The 16,624-nt window shown below is 72.3% G+C and carries 19 protein-coding genes; 10 read left to right on the forward strand and 9 right to left on the reverse strand.

The genetic code is table 11. The features are described 5' to 3' along the window. Positions 1-127: 127 nt before the first annotated feature. Positions 128-1,300, forward strand: a complete 1,173-nt coding sequence (locus tag AC069X_RS34395) for an 8-amino-7-oxononanoate synthase (RefSeq protein WP_478734969.1) — start codon at positions 128-130, stop codon at positions 1,298-1,300. Between the two features lie 8 nt (positions 1,301-1,308). Here the strand turns inward: AC069X_RS34395 and AC069X_RS34400 are convergent, their stop codons facing one another. Both AC069X_RS34400 and AC069X_RS34405 read right to left on the reverse strand, forming a co-directional pair. Continuing rightward, a complete protein-coding gene (locus AC069X_RS34400; RefSeq protein ID WP_478734971.1) occupies positions 1,309-1,530 on the reverse strand; it encodes a DUF397 domain-containing protein in 222 nt (73 codons plus the stop codon). A gap of 12 nt (positions 1,531-1,542) precedes the next feature. Continuing rightward, a complete protein-coding gene (locus AC069X_RS34405) occupies positions 1,543-2,427 on the reverse strand; it encodes a helix-turn-helix domain-containing protein (RefSeq protein ID WP_478734973.1) in 885 nt (294 codons plus the stop codon). 198 nt (positions 2,428-2,625) lie between these two features. Here AC069X_RS34405 and AC069X_RS34410 point away from each other — a divergent pair, with 198 nt between their 5' ends. The 8 genes from AC069X_RS34410 to AC069X_RS34445 all read left to right on the forward strand — a co-directional run bounded on the left by AC069X_RS34410 (position 2,626) and on the right by AC069X_RS34445 (position 9,820). After that, the gene (locus AC069X_RS34410; protein ID WP_478734974.1) at positions 2,626-3,075 is read left to right on the forward strand and encodes an ATP-binding protein; all 450 of its coding nucleotides are present in this window, start codon (positions 2,626-2,628) and stop codon (positions 3,073-3,075) included. 325 nt (positions 3,076-3,400) lie between these two features. Beyond that, entirely contained in the window at positions 3,401-3,703 is a 303-nt protein-coding gene (locus tag AC069X_RS34415) for an urease subunit gamma (RefSeq protein ID WP_478734976.1), read from the forward strand. A gap of 14 nt (positions 3,704-3,717) precedes the next feature. Then, the gene (locus AC069X_RS34420; RefSeq protein WP_478734978.1) at positions 3,718-4,029 is read left to right on the forward strand and encodes an urease subunit beta; all 312 of its coding nucleotides are present in this window, start codon (positions 3,718-3,720) and stop codon (positions 4,027-4,029) included. Next, positions 4,022-5,743: an urease subunit alpha gene (locus tag AC069X_RS34425; RefSeq protein ID WP_478734980.1), complete on the forward strand. Its 1,722-nt coding sequence runs from the start codon at positions 4,022-4,024 to the stop codon at positions 5,741-5,743. Before AC069X_RS34420 ends, AC069X_RS34425 begins: the two co-directional genes overlap by 8 nt. A 43-nt stretch (positions 5,744-5,786) precedes the next feature. Continuing rightward, on the forward strand, positions 5,787-6,461 hold the full coding sequence (locus AC069X_RS34430) for an urease accessory protein UreF (RefSeq protein WP_478734982.1): 675 nt from the start codon (positions 5,787-5,789) through the stop codon (positions 6,459-6,461). A gap of 41 nt (positions 6,462-6,502) precedes the next feature. Continuing rightward, the gene (gene ureG, locus AC069X_RS34435) at positions 6,503-7,198 is read left to right on the forward strand and encodes an urease accessory protein UreG (protein ID WP_478734984.1); all 696 of its coding nucleotides are present in this window, start codon (positions 6,503-6,505) and stop codon (positions 7,196-7,198) included. Beyond that, entirely contained in the window at positions 7,183-7,980 is a 798-nt protein-coding gene (locus tag AC069X_RS34440; RefSeq protein ID WP_478734986.1) for an urease accessory protein UreD, read from the forward strand. The genes ureG and AC069X_RS34440 overlap by 16 nt, the downstream gene beginning before the upstream one ends. A 172-nt stretch (positions 7,981-8,152) precedes the next feature. Next, positions 8,153-9,820, forward strand: coding sequence for an alpha/beta hydrolase (locus AC069X_RS34445; RefSeq protein WP_478734988.1), 1,668 nt, complete (start codon positions 8,153-8,155; stop codon positions 9,818-9,820). A 56-nt stretch (positions 9,821-9,876) separates the two neighbouring features. On the opposite strand, the gene AC069X_RS34450 is transcribed toward AC069X_RS34445, so the two are convergent. The 6 genes from AC069X_RS34450 to AC069X_RS34475 all read right to left on the reverse strand — a co-directional run bounded on the left by AC069X_RS34450 (position 9,877) and on the right by AC069X_RS34475 (position 15,120). Further along, positions 9,877-10,587, reverse strand: coding sequence for a lysophospholipid acyltransferase family protein (locus tag AC069X_RS34450; RefSeq protein ID WP_478734990.1), 711 nt, complete (start codon positions 10,585-10,587; stop codon positions 9,877-9,879). A 68-nt stretch (positions 10,588-10,655) separates the two neighbouring features. Then, positions 10,656-10,814 (reverse strand): hypothetical protein, encoded by a 159-nt coding sequence (locus AC069X_RS34455; RefSeq protein ID WP_164720846.1) that lies wholly within the window; start codon positions 10,812-10,814, stop codon positions 10,656-10,658. Positions 10,815-10,846: 32 nt separating this feature from the next. After that, positions 10,847-11,803, reverse strand: coding sequence for a cytochrome c oxidase assembly protein (locus tag AC069X_RS34460; RefSeq protein ID WP_478734992.1), 957 nt, complete (start codon positions 11,801-11,803; stop codon positions 10,847-10,849). A gap of 91 nt (positions 11,804-11,894) precedes the next feature. Then, positions 11,895-12,920, reverse strand: coding sequence for a 6-phosphofructokinase (locus tag AC069X_RS34465; RefSeq protein WP_478734994.1), 1,026 nt, complete (start codon positions 12,918-12,920; stop codon positions 11,895-11,897). A gap of 206 nt (positions 12,921-13,126) precedes the next feature. Further along, positions 13,127-13,855: a type 1 glutamine amidotransferase gene (locus AC069X_RS34470; protein WP_478734996.1), complete on the reverse strand. Its 729-nt coding sequence runs from the start codon at positions 13,853-13,855 to the stop codon at positions 13,127-13,129. Between the two features lie 26 nt (positions 13,856-13,881). Beyond that, positions 13,882-15,120 (reverse strand): MurT ligase domain-containing protein, encoded by a 1,239-nt coding sequence (locus tag AC069X_RS34475; RefSeq protein WP_478734998.1) that lies wholly within the window; start codon positions 15,118-15,120, stop codon positions 13,882-13,884. A gap of 121 nt (positions 15,121-15,241) precedes the next feature. On the opposite strand from AC069X_RS34475, the gene def reads away from it, so the two are divergent. Next, complete coding sequence (gene def / locus AC069X_RS34480; protein ID WP_478735000.1) at positions 15,242-15,790, forward strand: peptide deformylase; 549 nt, start codon at positions 15,242-15,244, stop codon at positions 15,788-15,790. 12 nt (positions 15,791-15,802) lie between these two features. On the opposite strand, the gene AC069X_RS34485 is transcribed toward def, so the two are convergent. Then, a complete protein-coding gene (locus tag AC069X_RS34485) occupies positions 15,803-16,447 on the reverse strand; it encodes a TetR/AcrR family transcriptional regulator (RefSeq protein ID WP_478735002.1) in 645 nt (214 codons plus the stop codon). Positions 16,448-16,624 lie beyond the last annotated feature (177 nt).

Here is a 16,624-nt window from a genome sequence, read left to right on the forward strand (position 1 = left end):
CATGGCCGGAAGGGAGTGTGTGGATCGCCACACCAGTCCCTCGGGTCACGGCGGATAGGGTCGAGCAGATCTGTCGACTGCCGACAAATCGCGAGACACATCGCGAGACGCGACGCGAGGACCGCCGATGACCCAGCACACCCCGCAACCCGAGGACGTCTTCGCCTGGATCGACGGCGCGGAGCGCGTCCGCGAGCAGGCGGGGCTGGTGCGGACCCTCCGTCCGAGGCCCGCCTCCTCACCCCTGCTGGACCTGGCGAGCAACGACTACCTGGGCCTGTCCCGGCACCCGGAGACCGTGCGCGGGGCCTGCGAGGCGGCCGAGCGGTGGGGCGCCGGGGCCACCGGGTCGCGCCTGGTCACGGGTACGACGGAACTGCACGCCGAACTGGAGCGGGAGCTCGCCGCGTTCGCCGGATTCGAGGCGGCCCTGGTGCTTTCGTCCGGGTATGCCGCGAACCTTGCCGCCGTGACCGCGCTCAGCGGCCGGGGCACGCTCGTGGTCTCCGACGCGGGGAACCACGCCTCGATCGTCGACGGCTGCCGGCTCTCGCGGGCCGAGGTGGCGGTCACCCCGCACGCGGACCCGGAACCGGTCCGCAAGACCCTGGCCGCCCACGAGGGCCGTGCCCTGCTGGTGAGCGACTCGGTGTTCTCCGTCGACGGGGACGCCGCCCCGCTCGCCGCCTACCACGCCGCCTGCCGGGACGCGGGCGCCGCGCTGGTCGTGGACGACGCGCACGGCCTGGGGGTGCTGGGCGAGGGCGGCCGCGGCGCGCTCCACGCCGCCGGGCTCGCGGGCGCGCCGGGAGTGGTCGCCACGATGACCCTCTCGAAGTCGCTGGGCAGCCAGGGTGGCGCGGTGCTGGGACCGGCCAAGGTCATCCGGCACCTGGTCAACACCGCCCGCGCCTTCATCTTCGACACCGGGCTGGCCCCGGCCGCGGCCGGCGCGGCGCTGGCGAGCCTGCGGCTGCTGCGCCGGGAACCGGAGCGCGCGGCCCGGGTCCGGGAGGTGGCCGCCGAGCTGTACGGGCGGCTCACCGCGTCCGGCCTGACCGCGGCCCGGCCGGACGCGGCCGTGGTGTCGGTTCGGGCCCCGTCGGCTTCGGCGGCACTGCGCTGGGCCGCCGACTGCCGCGAGGCAGGTCTGTCCGTGGGGTGCTTCCGTCCGCCGTCGGTGCCGGACGGCATCTCCCGGCTGCGGCTGACGGCGCGGGCGGATCTCACGGGGGACGAGATCAGCCGGGCCGTCGGCACGGTCCTCGGGACCGCTCCGGCCGGAGCCACGGACCGTTAGGCGTCACGTCACACGTGCACGTCCGCCCTCACGGAGGCGAGGAAGCCGTCCCAGGCCGGCCCGGTGAAGAGCACGGCCGGGCCGTCCGTCCGCTTGGAGTCGCGGACGGCCAGCAGACCGCCGGTCAGGGCGGCCGCTTCCACGCAGTTGTTCATTCCGGTGCTGCGGCTGCTCCGCCGCCACCGCGCGCTGCTCAGAAGTCCGCTGGTGGATAAGGGGGTTGCGGACACGGGGGTGCCTCCTTACGCGTCGTCAGCGATAGAGCTGATGAGATCCGACGAGTCACGGGGCGGGAGGGCGTGCGCCTGGATGGTGCGGAACGCGGCGCTGTACGCCTCTAGGTCTTCCTTCCGCTCCAGATAGAGGCTACTCGTCAAATGGTCGAGCACCACCACATCCAGATCGGCGATGTTCGGAAATGAGAAAATTACGAACGGTCCGGTCAGGCCGAGATGGCCCCCCACGGTGAACGGCAGCACCTGGAGCCGCACTTGGGGCAGCCGCGCCACCTCCACCAGATGCCTCAGCTGCTCCTCCATCACCCCCGGCCCGCCGATCTGCCGGCGCAGCACGGCCTCGTCCAGTACCGCGCTCAGCTCCAGCGGCGGATCGGCCCTCAGCACCGCCTGCCGCGCCAGCCGTACGTCGACCAGCGCGTCCACCTTCGGCTCCGGCAGCCCGCCCAGCGCGGCCCGGGTCACGGCCCGCGCGTAGTCCGGGGTCTGGAGCAGACCCGGCACCACCGACAGCTCGACGGTCCGCGCGGCCCGGGCCCCGGCCTCCAGGCTGATGAAGTCCCGGTACTCCTGCGGGAGCAGGCCCCGGTAGTCGTGCCACCACTGCCGCCCGCGCGCCGCGTCCCCGCTCGCCGCCGGACCGGCCGCCGAGGCACCCAGGGCCTCCAGCAGCGCGCGCTGCTGGGCGCTCACCACCTCCCCGTAGGCGTCCAGCAGCAGCCGGATGTCCTCCGTCTTCACGCCACTGCGGCCCGTCTCGATCCGGCTGACCTTCGACTGGTGCCAGCCGACGATGCGGGCCACCTCGCCGCTGGTGAGCCCGGAGCGGTCGCGCAGGGCGCGCAGCTCCTCGCCGAGTTTGCGCCGACGTACCGCGGGACCGTGCTGCATACCCGCTCTCCTTCCACCGGCACACCTCGCACCAGTCTGCCGTCCAAATACGCTCTTCCGTAGCAGAGTTCACCGCATTGAGCGACAGATATATGCATATCTTGGGGGAACAGCGGAAACGGCGGCACGATCGGTGGCACTCTGGCGCTCAGCGTAGATCCGGGACGGCTTCCGCCCCGGTGGGAAAGGGACGTCGCCATGGCAGATCAGCTGGAAGCATCCGTCACTCTGCCGAGCGACCCGGTCTCGGTCGCCGCCGCCCGCCGCTACGTGGCACAGGTGCTCACCGACTGGGGACTGCCGGAAGACGCCGCCACCGCCGACACCGTCCGGCTGATCGTCTCCGAGCTCGCCACCAACTCCGTGCAGCACACCTTCGGCCAGTCGCCCACCTTCACCGTCGACGTCCGCCTCGAACGCGAGGAATGGCTGCGCGTCGGAGTGACGGACAGCCACCCCCGCTGGCCCAGGCGGCTGCCCGCCGCCGTCCAGCAGGACAACGGCCGGGGGATGGTCATCATCCGCTGGCTCGCCGCCGAGGCCGGCGGCCGGCTCTCGGTCAGCCCCACCGACGACGGCGGCAAGACCGTGTGGATCGCCCTGCCCTGGCCCGCCGGCGCCTCCGCACGCACCCTCAGGGGCTGCTGAACCGACCGGGCCGCACGGCCACCCGCCGTGCCCGCCCCCGCCGTATACGGACCTCCCCGCCGGGACCGGGGCGGACCTGAACCGAGTGCCTTCCCGAAACGTGGGTTAACTCGGCGGAAAAATACGGCGCCTACGGTATGGTCCTCGCTCTTCCGCCAATGATCACCCACGCTCCGGTAAAGCGGCGGTGATCGGGACGGAAAGCCTCGTCCTGTGTTGGGCAAGACATGCCTGGCACGGATAAGAGCAGGTCAACAAAGTACTGACGGCCGGTACGGTCACCCCGGCGCGACGACGACCATGTCCCGGAAGCTTGGTGATACAGGTGCGACTGACACCGCACGAACAAGAGAGACTCCTCATCCACGTGGCCGCCGACGTGGCCGAGAAGCGCAGGGCGCGCGGAGTGCTCCTCAACCACCCCGAAGCCGTCGCCCTGATCACCTCGCACCTCCTCGAAGGCGCCCGCGACGGGCGGACCGTGGCCGAGCTGATGACCTCCGGCCGCACCGTCCTGACCCGGGCCGAGGTCATGGAGGGCATCCCCGAGATGATCCACGACGTGCAGGTCGAGGCGACCTTCCCCGACGGCACCAAGCTCGTCACCGTCCACGACCCGATCGTCTGAGGGGGAGCGGCAGCATGATCCCCGGCGAGATCGTCCACGGGGAGGGCCCGGTGCGCCTGAACGAAGGCCGCCCCGTCACCCGCCTCACCGTCCTCAACGCCGCCGACCGGCCCGTCCAGGTCGGCTCCCACTACCACTTCGCCGAGGCCAATCCCGGCCTCGACTTCGACCGGCGGGCCGCGCGCGGCCTGCGCCTGAACATCGCCGCCGGCACCGCCGTCCGCTTCGAGCCCGGCATCCCCGTCGCCGTGGAACTCGTACCGCTCGGCGGACTGCGCACCGTACCCGGACTGCGCGGCGAGACCGGAGGGCCCCTCGATGGCTGAACTCTCGCGCCAGGCCTACACCGACCTCTTCGGACCGACCGCCGGCGACCGCGTCCGGCTCGCCGACACCGCCCTCTTCGTCGAGATCGAGCAGGACCTCAGCGGCGGACCCGGCAACTCCGGCGACGAGGCCGTCTTCGGCGGCGGCAAGGTCATCCGCGAGTCCATGGGACAGGCCCGCACCACCCGCGCCGAGGGCGCCCCCGACACGGTGATCACCGGCGCGGTGATCCTCGACCACTGGGGCGTCGTCAAGGCCGACATCGGCATCGCGGGCGGCCGCATCAGCGGCATCGGCAAGGCCGGCAACCCCGACACCATGGACGGGGTCCATCCCGCACTCGTCATCGGCCCCGAGACCGAGATCATCGCCGGCAACGGGAAGATCGTCACCGCCGGCGCCATCGACGCCCACGTGCACTTCATCTCCCCGACCGTCGTCGACGAGGCGCTCGCATCCGGCATCACCACCCTCGTCGGCGGCGGCACCGGCCCCGCCGAGGGCTCCAAGGCCACCACCGTCACCCCCGGACCCTGGCACCTGGCCCGCATGTTCGCCGCGCTGGAGGCCTACCCCGTCAACATCGGCCTGCTCGGCAAGGGCAACACCATGTCCCGCGAGGGCATGCTCTCCCAGCTGCGCGGCGGCGCGCTCGGCTTCAAGATCCACGAGGACTGGGGCTCGACCCCCGCCGCCATCGACGCCTGCCTGAGCGTCGCCGACGAGACCGGCGCCCAGGTCGCCATCCACACCGACACCCTCAACGAGGCGGGCTTCGTCGCCGACACCCTCGCGGCCATCGCCGGGCGGACCATCCACTCGTACCACACCGAGGGCGCCGGCGGCGGCCACGCACCCGACATCATCACCGTGGTCTCCGAGCCCAACGTCCTGCCCAGCTCCACCAACCCCACCCGGCCGCACACCCTCAACACCGTCGAGGAACACCTCGACATGCTGATGGTCTGCCACCACCTCAACCCGGCCGTCCCCGAGGACCTCGCCTTCGCCGAGTCCCGGATCCGCCCCTCCACCATCGCCGCCGAGGACGTCCTCCACGACCTCGGAGCCATCTCCATCATCTCCTCCGACTCCCAGGCCATGGGCCGGGTCGGCGAGGTCGTGCTGCGCACCTGGCAGACCGCCCACGTCATGAAGCAGCGCCGCGGGTTCCTGCCCGGCGACGGCCCCGCCGACAACCACCGGGCCCGCCGCTACGTCGCCAAGTACACGATCAACCCCGCCGTCGCGCAGGGCCTGGCCAAGGAGATCGGCTCCGTCGAGGTCGGCAAGCTCGCCGACCTCGTGCTCTGGGACCCCGCCTTCTTCGGGGTCAAGCCCGAGCTCGTGGTCAAGGGCGGCCAGATCGCGCACGCCCAGATGGGCGACGCCAACGCCTCCATCCCCACCCCGCAGCCGGTCCTGCCCCGCCCCATGTACGGAGGCATCGGCCGGGCACCCGCCCTCAACTCGGTCAACTTCACCGCCCAGGCCGCCCTCGACGACGGCCTCCCCGAACGCCTCGGACTCGGCAAGAGGTTCACGGCCATCGAGAACACCCGCAAGCTGGGCAAGGCCGACATGCGCAACAACGACGCCATGCCCCGGGTCGAAGTCGACCCCGACACCTTCACCGTCACCATCGACGGCGAGACGGTGGAACCGGCACCCGCCGCCGAACTGCCCATGGCACAGAGATACTTCCTCTTCTGATGGCCCCCACGACGGCACCCGCCCCGCCGAAGGGGCCCCGCCGATGAGCCTCGCCGCGCTGCTCGTCCTCGCGGACGGCCGCTTCCCCGCCGGAGGGCACGCCCACTCCGGCGGGGCGGAAGCCGCCTGCAAGGCGGGCCGCATCCACGACGCCGCCACCCTGGAACAGTTCTGCCGGGGCCGGCTGCACACCGCCGGACTCACCGCCGCCGGGCTCGCCGCGGCCGCCGCCCTGGGCCTCGACCCGGCCGGACTCGACGCCGCCGCGGACGCCCGCACCCCCTCGCCCGCGCTGCGCGCCGCCGCGCGCCGCCTCGGCCGGCAGCTCCTGCGCGCCGCCCGCGCCACCTGGCCCGCCGCCGAACTGGACGCCCTCGCCCAGGCCTTCCCGCGCGGGGCGCACCAGCCCGTCGTGCTCGGCGTCGCCGCCCGCGCCGCCGGGCTCGGGGCCCTCGACGCCGCGCACGTGGCGGCGTACGAGAGCGTCAGCGGACCGGCCACCGCCACGGTCCGGCTGCTGGGCCTCGACCCCTTCGAGGCGAGCGCCGTACTCGCCCGCCTCACCCCCGCACTCGACGCCGTCGCCGCGCGGGCGGCCGAAGCGGCCCTGCTCGCCCGCACCGAAGGCGCGCACGCCCTGCCCGCGGCCTCCTCGCCCCTGCTGGAGATCACGGCAGAGGCACATGCCGACTGGGCGGTACGCCTCTTCGCCTCCTGAGCCCCGGCATCCCGACCCCCCCCTTCCCAAGGAGACCCTCCGTGCACCTCGACCACGACGTGGCCCACCCCCACCGCCACACCCACAGCGCGGCCCCGCTCCGCCCCGACGGCACCCGCCGCGCCCTGCGCGTGGGCCTCGGCGGACCTGTCGGCTCCGGCAAGACCGCCACCGTCGCCGCGCTCTGCCGCGCCCTGCGCGCCGAACTGTCCATGGCCGTCGTCACCAACGACATCTACACCCGCGAGGACGCCGAGTTCCTGCTCCGCGAAGCGGTCCTGCCCCCCGAGCGGATCAGCGCCGTCGAGACCGGGGCCTGCCCCCACACCGCGATCCGCGACGACATCTCCGCCAACCTGGAGGCCGTCGAGGAACTGGAGGACACCTTCCGCAGCAGCGCCCCCCTCGACCTGATCCTCGTCGAATCCGGCGGGGACAACCTCACCGCCACCTTCTCCCGGGGCCTGGTCGACGCCCAGATCTTCGTTATCGACGTCGCCGGCGGGGACGACATCCCCCGCAAGGGCGGACCCGGCGTCACCACCTCCGACCTCCTCGTCGTCAACAAGACCGACCTCGCCCCCCACGTCGGCTCCGACCTGGAACGCATGGCCCGCGACGCCGCCGCCCAGCGCGGGGCCCTCCCCGTGGCCTTCCAGTCCCTGCGCGGAGCCGAGGGCGTCACCCCGGTGGCCGACTGGGTGCGCGGCCGGATCGCCGCATGGGCCGTACGGTGACCAGCGCACCCCCCGCCGCCCCCCACCCGGCCGCCCTGCGCGCCACCGCCCGCATCCGCGCCGCCGCCGACGGGCGCGGCGGCACCGCCCTGCCCCTGCTGGCCGGGGAGGGGCCGCTCGCCCTGCGCCGCGTCCGGGGCACGGGCGCCGAAGCGGGGGTGATGCTGGTCGGCGCGATGAGCGCCCCCCTCGGCGGCGACCGGCTCGCGGTGGAGGCCGAGGCGGGACCCGGCGCCCGCCTCGCCCTCCGCTCGGCCGCGGCCACCCTGGCCCTGCCCGGCCGCGGCGGCGAACCCGCGCGGTTCGACGTACGGCTGGCGCTGGCCACCGGGTCGGCGGTGCGCTGGCTGCCCGAGCCGCTCGTCTCCGTACGCGGCAGCGACCTGCGCGCCACCACCCGCGCCGAACTGGCCCCCACCGCCCGCCTCCTGCTGCGCGAGGAACAGGTGCTGGGACGCAGCGCCGAACCGCCCGGCCTGCTGCGCAGCCGCCTCACGGTCACCCGGGACGGCCGGCCCCTGCTGGACCAGGAGCTGTCCTGCGGCCCCGGCGCCCCCGGCGGCTGGGACGGCCCGGCCGTGACGGCGGGCCACCGCGCCCTCGGCCAGCTCCTGGTCGTCGACCCGCGCTTCGCGACCGACCCGCCCCGGGCCGCCGTGCTCGGGGAGTTCGCCGCGGCCACCCCGCTGGCCGGCCCCGCCGTCCTGGTCACGGCCCTCGCCCCGGACGCGCTCCGGCTGCGCGAACTGCTCGACGAGGCGCAGCGCGCGTACGGGTGGTGACGAGGGGACAGATGAGGGGCAAAGGGACACCGCTCAGCGGTACACACGTTTCCGGTTATCGGGTTGGCAAAGAAGTCGACCATGCTCTGTTGCCGGGTACCGGTCAGACGAAAGGATCCCCCTGACCCAAACCTGCCGCTCCGGGCGGCACATGACCAGGGGGATCAACCACGTGATACGCAATGCGACGCTGGGGAGCGCCGCCACCCTCATCACCGGCGCACTGGCCGCGGGCCTGCTGCTCGCGCCGTCCGCCTCGGCGGCTCCGGCAGGCCGGGACAACGGCGGCGCCGAGGCGATCGGCGTCCAGATCGCCGCCGCCCGCGCCGCCCGCGCCGGCATCGACTGGAAGGACTGTCCTGCCGACTGGGGCTTCGAGAAGCCGATCCAGTGCGGCTGGGTCAAGGTCCCGCTCGACTACGCCAAGCCCTTCGGCAAGACCATCGAGCTCGCCGTCGACCGCGCCGTCTCCACCGGCACCAAGGAGGAGCGCCAGGGCGCCCTCATCTACAACCCGGGCGGCCCCGGCGGCTCCGGCATGCGCTTCCCGCGCCGGGTCACCACCAAGAGCCCGCTGTGGGTCAACACCTCCAAGGCCTACGACTTCGTGGGCTTCGACCCCCGCGGCGTCGGCCACTCCGCGCCGATCTCCTGCATCGACCCGCAGGAGTTCGTGAAGGCCCCCAAGGCCGACCCGGTCCCCTCCAGCGAGGCCGACAAGCGCGCCCAGCGCAAGCTCGCCGCCGAGTACGCGGACGGCTGCAAGGAGCGCAGCGGCGAGATGCTGCCGCACATGACCACGCCGAACACCGCGCGCGACCTGGACGTCATCCGCGCCGCCCTCGGCGAGAAGAAGCTGAACTTCCTCGGCGTCTCCTACGGCACCTACCTGGGCGGGGTCTACGCGACCCTCTTCCCGACCCACGTGCGCCGCATGATCGTCGACAGCGTCGTCAACCCGTCGCAGGACAAGATCTGGTACCAGGCCAACCTGGACCAGGACGTCGCCTTCCAGATGCGCTGGAACGACTGGCAGGACTGGGTCGCCAAGAACGACGCCGTCTTCCACCTCGGCGACACCCGCGCCAAGGTCGAGGCCAAGTACCAGGAGCTGCGCGCCCAGGCCAAGGCCAACCCGCTGGGCGGGGTCGTCGGCCCGGCCGAGCTGATCGGCTTCTTCCAGGGCGCTCCGTACTACGACTCCTCGTGGGTCCCGGTCGCGCAGGCGTTCAGCGCCTGGGCCGCCGGTGACGAGAAGCCGCTGATCGAGGCCATCGCCCCGGACATGTCCGACACCAAGGGCAACGCCGCCTCCGAGAACTCCAACGCCGTCTACACCGCGGTGGAGTGCGCCGACGCCAAGTGGCCGACCAGCTGGACCAAGTGGGACCGGGACAACAGCGAGCTCCACAAGAAGTACCCGTTCCTGACCTGGTCGAACGCCTGGATGAACCTGCCCTGCGCGACCTGGAAGTCCAAGCAGAGCACCCCGATCGAGGTCGGCGCCAAGCGCGGCATCGCCCCGGTCCTGATCGTCCAGGCCGAGCGCGACGCGGCCACCCCGTACGAGGGCGCCGTCGAGCTGCACCGCCGCCTGCCGGGCTCGCGCCTGATCACCGAGCAGAACGCCGGCTCGCACGGCGTGACCAGCCTCGTCAACCCCTGCATCAACACCCGCGTGGACGCCTACCTGCTCACCGGCAAGGTCGACGCGCAGGACGTGAAGTGCGGCCCGCACGCCACCCCGGTCCCGCCGGCCCCGGCCGCGGCGAAGTCCCTCGCCGAGGCTCCGGCCGCCGCGCCCGCGCAGACCGAGGAGCTTCCGGCCGTCGTCCGCTAGGACCCCGCGGCAGTACCTGACACCGGCAGTACCCCGTGACAGGGGCGGGAGGAGGCTCAGCGCGTCAGGCGCCGGGCCTTCTTCCGCTTCTCCTCCTCCTCGGCCTTCACCTCGGCGGCGTACCGGTCCACGTACTCCTGGCCCGAGAGCCCCAGGATCGCGTACATGATCTCGTCGGTGACCGCGCGCAGCACGGCCCGCTCGCCCTCCATGCCCGCGTACCGGGAGAAGTCCAGTGGCTGCCCGAAGCGGATGGTGACCCGCCGGATCTTCGGGAGCTTCTGGCCGGGCGGCTGGATCTCGAAGGTGCCGAGCATCGCGCAGGGCACCACCGGCACCCCCGCGCCCAGCGCCATCGCCGCCACGCCGACCTTGCCCTTGTAGAGCCGCCCGTCGTGGGAACGGGTGCCCTCCGGGTAGATGCCGAGCAGCTCGCCCTTGGCCAGTACGCCGAGCCCCTCGCGCAGGGCCGCCTGCCCGGCGTCCTTGCCCGAGCGGTCCACCGGGATCTGCCCGGCGCTGCGGAAGAAGGCGGCCGTCAGCCGGCCCTTGAGGCCCGGCCCGGTGAAGTACTCGGCCTTGGCGAGGAAGGTGATCCGGCGCGTGAGGATCGCGGGCATCAGGAAGTGGTCCGAGAAGGACAGGTGGTTCCCCGCGACGATCGCGGCGCCGTCCGGGGGGATGTTCTCCAGCCCCTCGATCCTCGGCCGGAACAGCAGCCGCAGCAGCGGACCGAGCAGAACGTGCTTGAGCAAGTGGTAGAACACCAGGCCGCTCCCGTCGATGCCCCTATGTCACGGCCATCCTACGGACGGTCAGCACGGGGCGGGGAGGGTCAGGCGCTGTGCGAGGCGGCCAGCCCCATCGTCAGCAGGCCCAGCACCACCCAGCCGAACCACAGCCAGCCGTTGCTGCCGAGCGCCACCGAGTACGTGGAGACGGCCACCAGGGCGGCGAAGGTCGTGACGGCCATCGCCTTAACGGATCCGGTCATGCCCCATGGTGGCGCCTGATGCGGGCTCCGCGCTACTGGCCGCGCTGCTGGAGCGAGGCGAGATACGCGTTGTAGGCGGCGAGCTCCTTGTCGCCGTCCCGGTCGGCCGCCCGGTCCGAGCGCCGCGCCACCCGCTGCTCCGAGTGGTACCACTGGTAGATCAGGGCGATCAGCACCAGCACCGAGGGGATCTCGCTGAACGCCCAGGCGATGCCGCCGCCCCACTGCTGGTCGAGCAGCGGGTCGATCTCCAGGGAGGCCGACGGACTGGCGTACGTCTTGATCATCGGCTCGCTCGCCATCATCAGCGCGATGCCGAAGAAGGCGTGGAAGGGCATGCCCGCGAACAGCTCCAGCATCCGCATCACGTAGCCGGGTCGGTGCGGACCCGGGTCCACGCCCATGATCGGCCAGAAGAAGATCAGGCCGACGGCGAGGAAGTGGACCATCATCCCGATGTGGCCGGGCTTGCTCTCCATCAGGAAGTCGAAGAGCGGGGTGAAGTACAGCGCGTAGAGGCTCGCGATGAACATCGGGATCGTGAAGGCCGGGTGGGTGATGATCCGCATGTACCGGCTGTGCAGCAGCATGAGCAGCAGCTCGCGCGGCCCCTTGTGGCCCCGCGCCGCCGGCGGCAGCGCCCGCAGGGCCAGCGTCACCGGCGCCCCGAGCAGCAGCAGGATCGGCGTGATCATGCTGATCACCATGTGCTGGACCATGTGCACGCTAAACATGACCATGCCGTAGTCGTTCAGCTTGGTGCACATCACCAGCAGCACCGTCAGCACACCGGTGACGAAGGCGATGGTCCGGCCCACCGGCCAGGAGTCTCCGCGCCCCCGCAGCCGCAGGACGCCCCACCCGTAGAGGGCGAGCCCCAGCAGCGAACCGAAGAGGAAGAAGGCGTCGAAGGAGAACTCCAGCCCGCGCCCGAGAGTGAACGGCGGCAGGTCCATGTTCATGTCCATGCCGTGCCCGCTGTGATCCATGCCTTCACTCCCTTGACTGTGGCGCCCCACCACAGTAGTGCCGCCCCCGGACGCGATCGCGTCCGGGGGCGGTCTCAGAAGGGGGGAAACATCACAGCACGTTCTGGGCTTCGTCGTAGCGGTTCGCCGGGACCGTCTTCAGGGTCGAGGTGGCCTCCGCGAGGGGGACCATCACGATGTCCGTGCCGCGCAGGGCCGTCAGCATGCCGAACTCGCCGCGGTGCGCCGCCTCCACCGCGTGCCAGCCGAAGCGGGTGGCCAGGACGCGGTCGTACGCGGTGGGCGTGCCGCCGCGCTGGACGTGGCCCAGGATGACCGGACGGGCCTCCTTGCCCAGGCGGCGCTCCAGCTCGACGGCCAGGATGTTGCCGATGCCGGCGAAGCGCTCGTGGCCGTACTGGTCCTTGCCGCCCGCCTGGTACTCCATCGTGCCGGGCCGGGGCTTGGCGCCCTCGGCGACGACGACGATCGCGAACCGCTTGCCCGCCGAGAAGCGCTCGCCGACGATCGCCGTCAGCTCCTCGATGTCGAAGGGCCGCTCGGGGACGACGATGGCGTGCGCGCCGGCCGCCATGCCCGAGTGCAGGGCGATCCAGCCGGTGTGGCGGCCCATGACCTCCACGACCATCACGCGCTGGTGCGACTCGGCGGTGGTCTTCAGCCGGTCCAGGGCCTCGGTCGCGACCCCGACGGCGGTGTCGAAGCCGAAGGTGACGTCGGTGGAGGCGATGTCGTTGTCGATGGTCTTCGGGACGCCGACGATCGGCAGACCGCCCTGCGCGAGAAGGTTGGCGGCCTTCAGGGTGCCCTCGCCGCCGATCGGGATGATGGCGTCCAGGCCGAGGTCCGCGACGTGCCCGCGGGCCCGCTCCACGCCGTCGCGCAGGTGCGCGGGCTGGACCCGGGAGGAGCCGAGGATGGTGCCGCCGCGGGCCAGGATGCCGGCGACGGAGTCCAGGTCGAGCTTGCGGTAGTCGCACTCCAGGAGGCCGCGCCAGCCGTCGTGGAAGCCGATGACCTCGTCGCCGTGGTCGACGACGGCGCGGTGCACGACGGAGCGGATGACGGCATTGAGGCCGGGGCAGTCGCCGCCGGAAGTGAGCACACCAATGCGCATGGCAGGAAGAACCTTTGCAACGTGGGCCGACGACCGGACCACGTCGTCCGGTTGGAACTACCCGTCACCCTACAAGCGGTTTCCCGGTGGACTGAACCATCCTCCACAGGATGGTCGGAACAAACAGAAGATCGTACGAAAGCACACCGGCCCGGACCCCCGAAGGGGTCCGGGCCGGAAGCCGGGCGGGAAGGGCGGAGCGCCCTCTACGCGGTCTGCGTGGCAGCCGCGATGCGCTCCGCGCGCAGCGCGTCATACCAGCGGTCGTCTATGGCCGGCAGCGCGTTCACGTCGAGGGCCAGCTTCAGCAGGTGGTCCGCGATGAGCGGGTTGCGCGCCATCACGGGGCCGTGCATGTACGTACCGAACACGGTGTCGTTGAACGCGCCCTCGGTGCCGTCGCCGGTGCCGTTGCCGCGGCCCATGGTCACCCGGGCGAACGGCCGTGCCGTCGGGCCGAGGTGGGTGACGCCCTGGTGGTTCTCGAAGCCGGTCAGCTGCGGCAGGCCCAGGCGCGGGTCGATGTCGGCGATGACGTCGCCGACGCACCGCTCGCCCTCACCGCGCACGGTCACCACGTCCAGCAGGCCCAGGCCCTGCTGGCGCTCGCCCATGTCGTTGACGAACTCGTTGCCGAGGATCTGGTACCCGGCGCAGACGGAGAAGACGATCGCCCCGTTCGAGACGGCGCGCTCCAGGCCGCCGTCGCGCAGCAGCCGCTCGGCGGCCAGCCGCTGCGGCCGGTCCTCGCCGCCGCCGATCAGGTAGATGTCGCCCGAGGTCGGAATGGGCTGGTCGCTGCGCACGTCGACGCGCTGCACGTCCAGGCCGCGCTGGCGCGCCCGGCGCTCCACGACGAGGCAGTTGCCCTGGTCTCCGTACGTGCTGAGCAGGTCGGGGTAGACCCACACCAGACGCAGGCTGTTGTCGCTCATGCTCTTGTCCTTCGAAGGTCCGGTTACTAGTTGCCGACGCGGCGGCGCACGTCCTGGAACGCCGTGTAGTTGGCGATCAGCTCGATCTGCCCGGGCGGCGCCAGCTGGACGGCCTCGTCGAGGGTCTCGCAGACGCGGAAGTCCAGCCCGGCGACCTCCAGACGTACCGCGAGGTCCAGCTTGCGGTCGCCGATCACGAAGATCGGGTGCCCGGCGAGGCGCGGGTAGTCCACGTCCCAGAGCCAGGAGGTGTCGGTGCCGTCCGCGCCGCGGGCGTTCACCGAGAGGATCACCGGGGCCGGCGGCCCGTCGATCAGCGAAAACGTTTCGAGCCAGCCCGCCGGGTTCTTCGCGAGCAGCAGCCGCAGCTCACGGCCCATGAAGTTGACCACGTCGTAGCGGCCGGCGACGGCCTGCACCTGGTACATGCGCTCCAGCGCGACCTGCGGGGGCACGCCGAACACGGCGGCCACGGCGGCCGAGGTGGCGGCGTTGGCCTTGTTCGCGCGGCCGGGCAGCTGGAGGTGGATCGGCCAGGCGCTGCCGTGCGGGTCGAGCACGTGGTCGCCGGAGAGCACCCAGCTCGGGCTCGGGCGGCGGAAGCCGCACTCGCCGCAGAACCAGTCGTCGCCCGGGCGCTGCATGACGCCACCGCAGGAGGGGCACGACCAGGCGTCGTCCTTCCACTCCTGGCCGGCGGCGACCCAGACGACGTTCTGCGAGGAGGACGCCGACCACACGATCAGCGGGTCGTCGCAGTTCGCGACCACGACCGCCTTGGAACCCTGGAGTCCCTCGCGCCACTTCTCGGCGAGCATGCGGGTCTCGGCCGCGCGGTCCAGCTGGTCGCGGGAGAGGTTGAGCAGGGCGATCACCTTGGGGGTGACGTCCCGGGCCACCCCGGCCAGGTACTTCTCGTCCACCTCGATGACGCCGTACTTGGCGTCCGAGCCTCCGGCCAGGGCCGAGGTGATGCCCGCCGGCATGTTCGCGCCCAGCGCGTTCGACACGACCGGACCGCTGGCCCGCAGGGCCTCGGCGATCAGTCGGGTCGTCGTGGTCTTGCCGTTCGTCGCGGAGACGAGGACGACATCGAGATGCTGCGCCAGCGCGCCGAGAAGATCGGGGTCCAGCCTGAGTGCGACCTTGCCTCCGATCACCGATCCGCTTCCGCGTCCCGCGGCCCGCGACACCGCCGCCGCGGCCTTGCCCGCCGTCACGGCCAGCTTGGCCCGCGGCGAAAGCGGCTCCGTGTTGCCTGCCATCGTCCCTTGTCCTCCTAGCGTCGGTCGCCCCAGCCTATCCAGTACCGGCCGCGGCCTTGACCGCGGCGCCCCAGGTCGCCGCGGATCTCCTCATATATTCGCCCGTCGTACGCTTACCGCCATGCGACAGCGTCCCCTCCCCGGTACCACCGGTTCCGTCCGCCCCATGAGCCTCCTGGGTGACCCGGTGCTCCACACGCCCTGCGCGGAGGTGACCGCCTTCGGCCCCGAACTCGACCGTCTCATCGAGGACATGTTCGCCACGATGTACGCCGCCCAGGGCGTCGGCCTCGCCGCGAACCAGATCGGGACCGGGCAGCGGGTCTTCGTCTACGACTGTCCCGACGACGAGGACGTCCGTCATGTCGGTCATGTCGTCAATCCCCGCCTGGTCGAGGCCGACGGGGACGAGTTCACCGGTCCCGAGGGCTGTCTGTCGCTGCCCGGCCTGGAGGCGGGCACCCCGCGCTTCGACCGGGCGGTCGTCGAGGGCGTCACGTCCGACGGGGCACCGGTGCGGATCGAGGGCACCGGGTTCTTCGCCCGGTGCCTCCAGCACGAGTGCGACCACCTCGACGGCACCGTCTACGCGGACCGGGTGACCGGGCTGCGCGCCCGCCGGCTGCGCCGGGCCATCCGCAAGGCCCCGTGGGGTGGGACCGGGGCCTGACGGGCGGCGCGGTCAGAAGCCGGGGCCGTCCTCGCGGTTCCCGGCGGTGGCCAGGCGGCCCCAGAGCAGGTCGGTGAGGCCCGCCACCAGCGCGGCCCGATCGCAGGGGCGCTCGCCGAGCCACCAGTCGCCGGCGGCGTGCATCATGCCGACGATGCCGTGGCCCCAGATCCGGGCGAGCTGTTCGCCGCCGGGGCCGAGGTCGACCCGTTCCCCGACCACCTTCGCCAGCTCCTCGCCGAGCCGCCGCAGCAGCGGGGCGGAGTGCAGGCCGACGTCGAAGCCGCGCTCGCTGCTCTGCGAGTCCTCGGCGGGGTGCATGAGGAACCGGTAGACCTGCGGGCGGGCCTCGATGGCGGCGAGGTAGGTGTCCAGGGTGGACTCCACCCGCCGGCGGCGTTCGGCCGGGGCGTCGAGCGCGGCGCGCAGCGAGTCGAGCAGGGCGTCGGTGTGCCGGACGGCGAGCGCCTGGTAGAGGCCCGCCTTGTCGCCGAAGTGCCGGTAGAGGATCGGCTTGGTGATGCCGGCCTCGGCCGCGATGGCGTTCATGGAGGCCTTGGGGCCGTCCCTGAGTACGACGCGGTCCGCCGCCTCGAGCAGCTCGCGCCGGCGGCGTTCTCCCGCTCCCGGCTCGCCCGCCTGCTGACTGGTCTCCATGACGTGTTTCTCTCCCCGCCCTTGCGATGGTGCGTGACGCCCACGCAACGTAACACCCCGCACACCCCCGTCACCGAATCGGCGGCGCTTGACAGTGCTTACCGGCCGGTAACAGACTGTGGCCACGGTGTGGGTTACCGGGAGTAACGGTAATCGAGCGAGACAGCTGGAGGGGAC

It is taken from the genome of Streptomyces sp. NPDC043896, assembly GCF_056435605.1.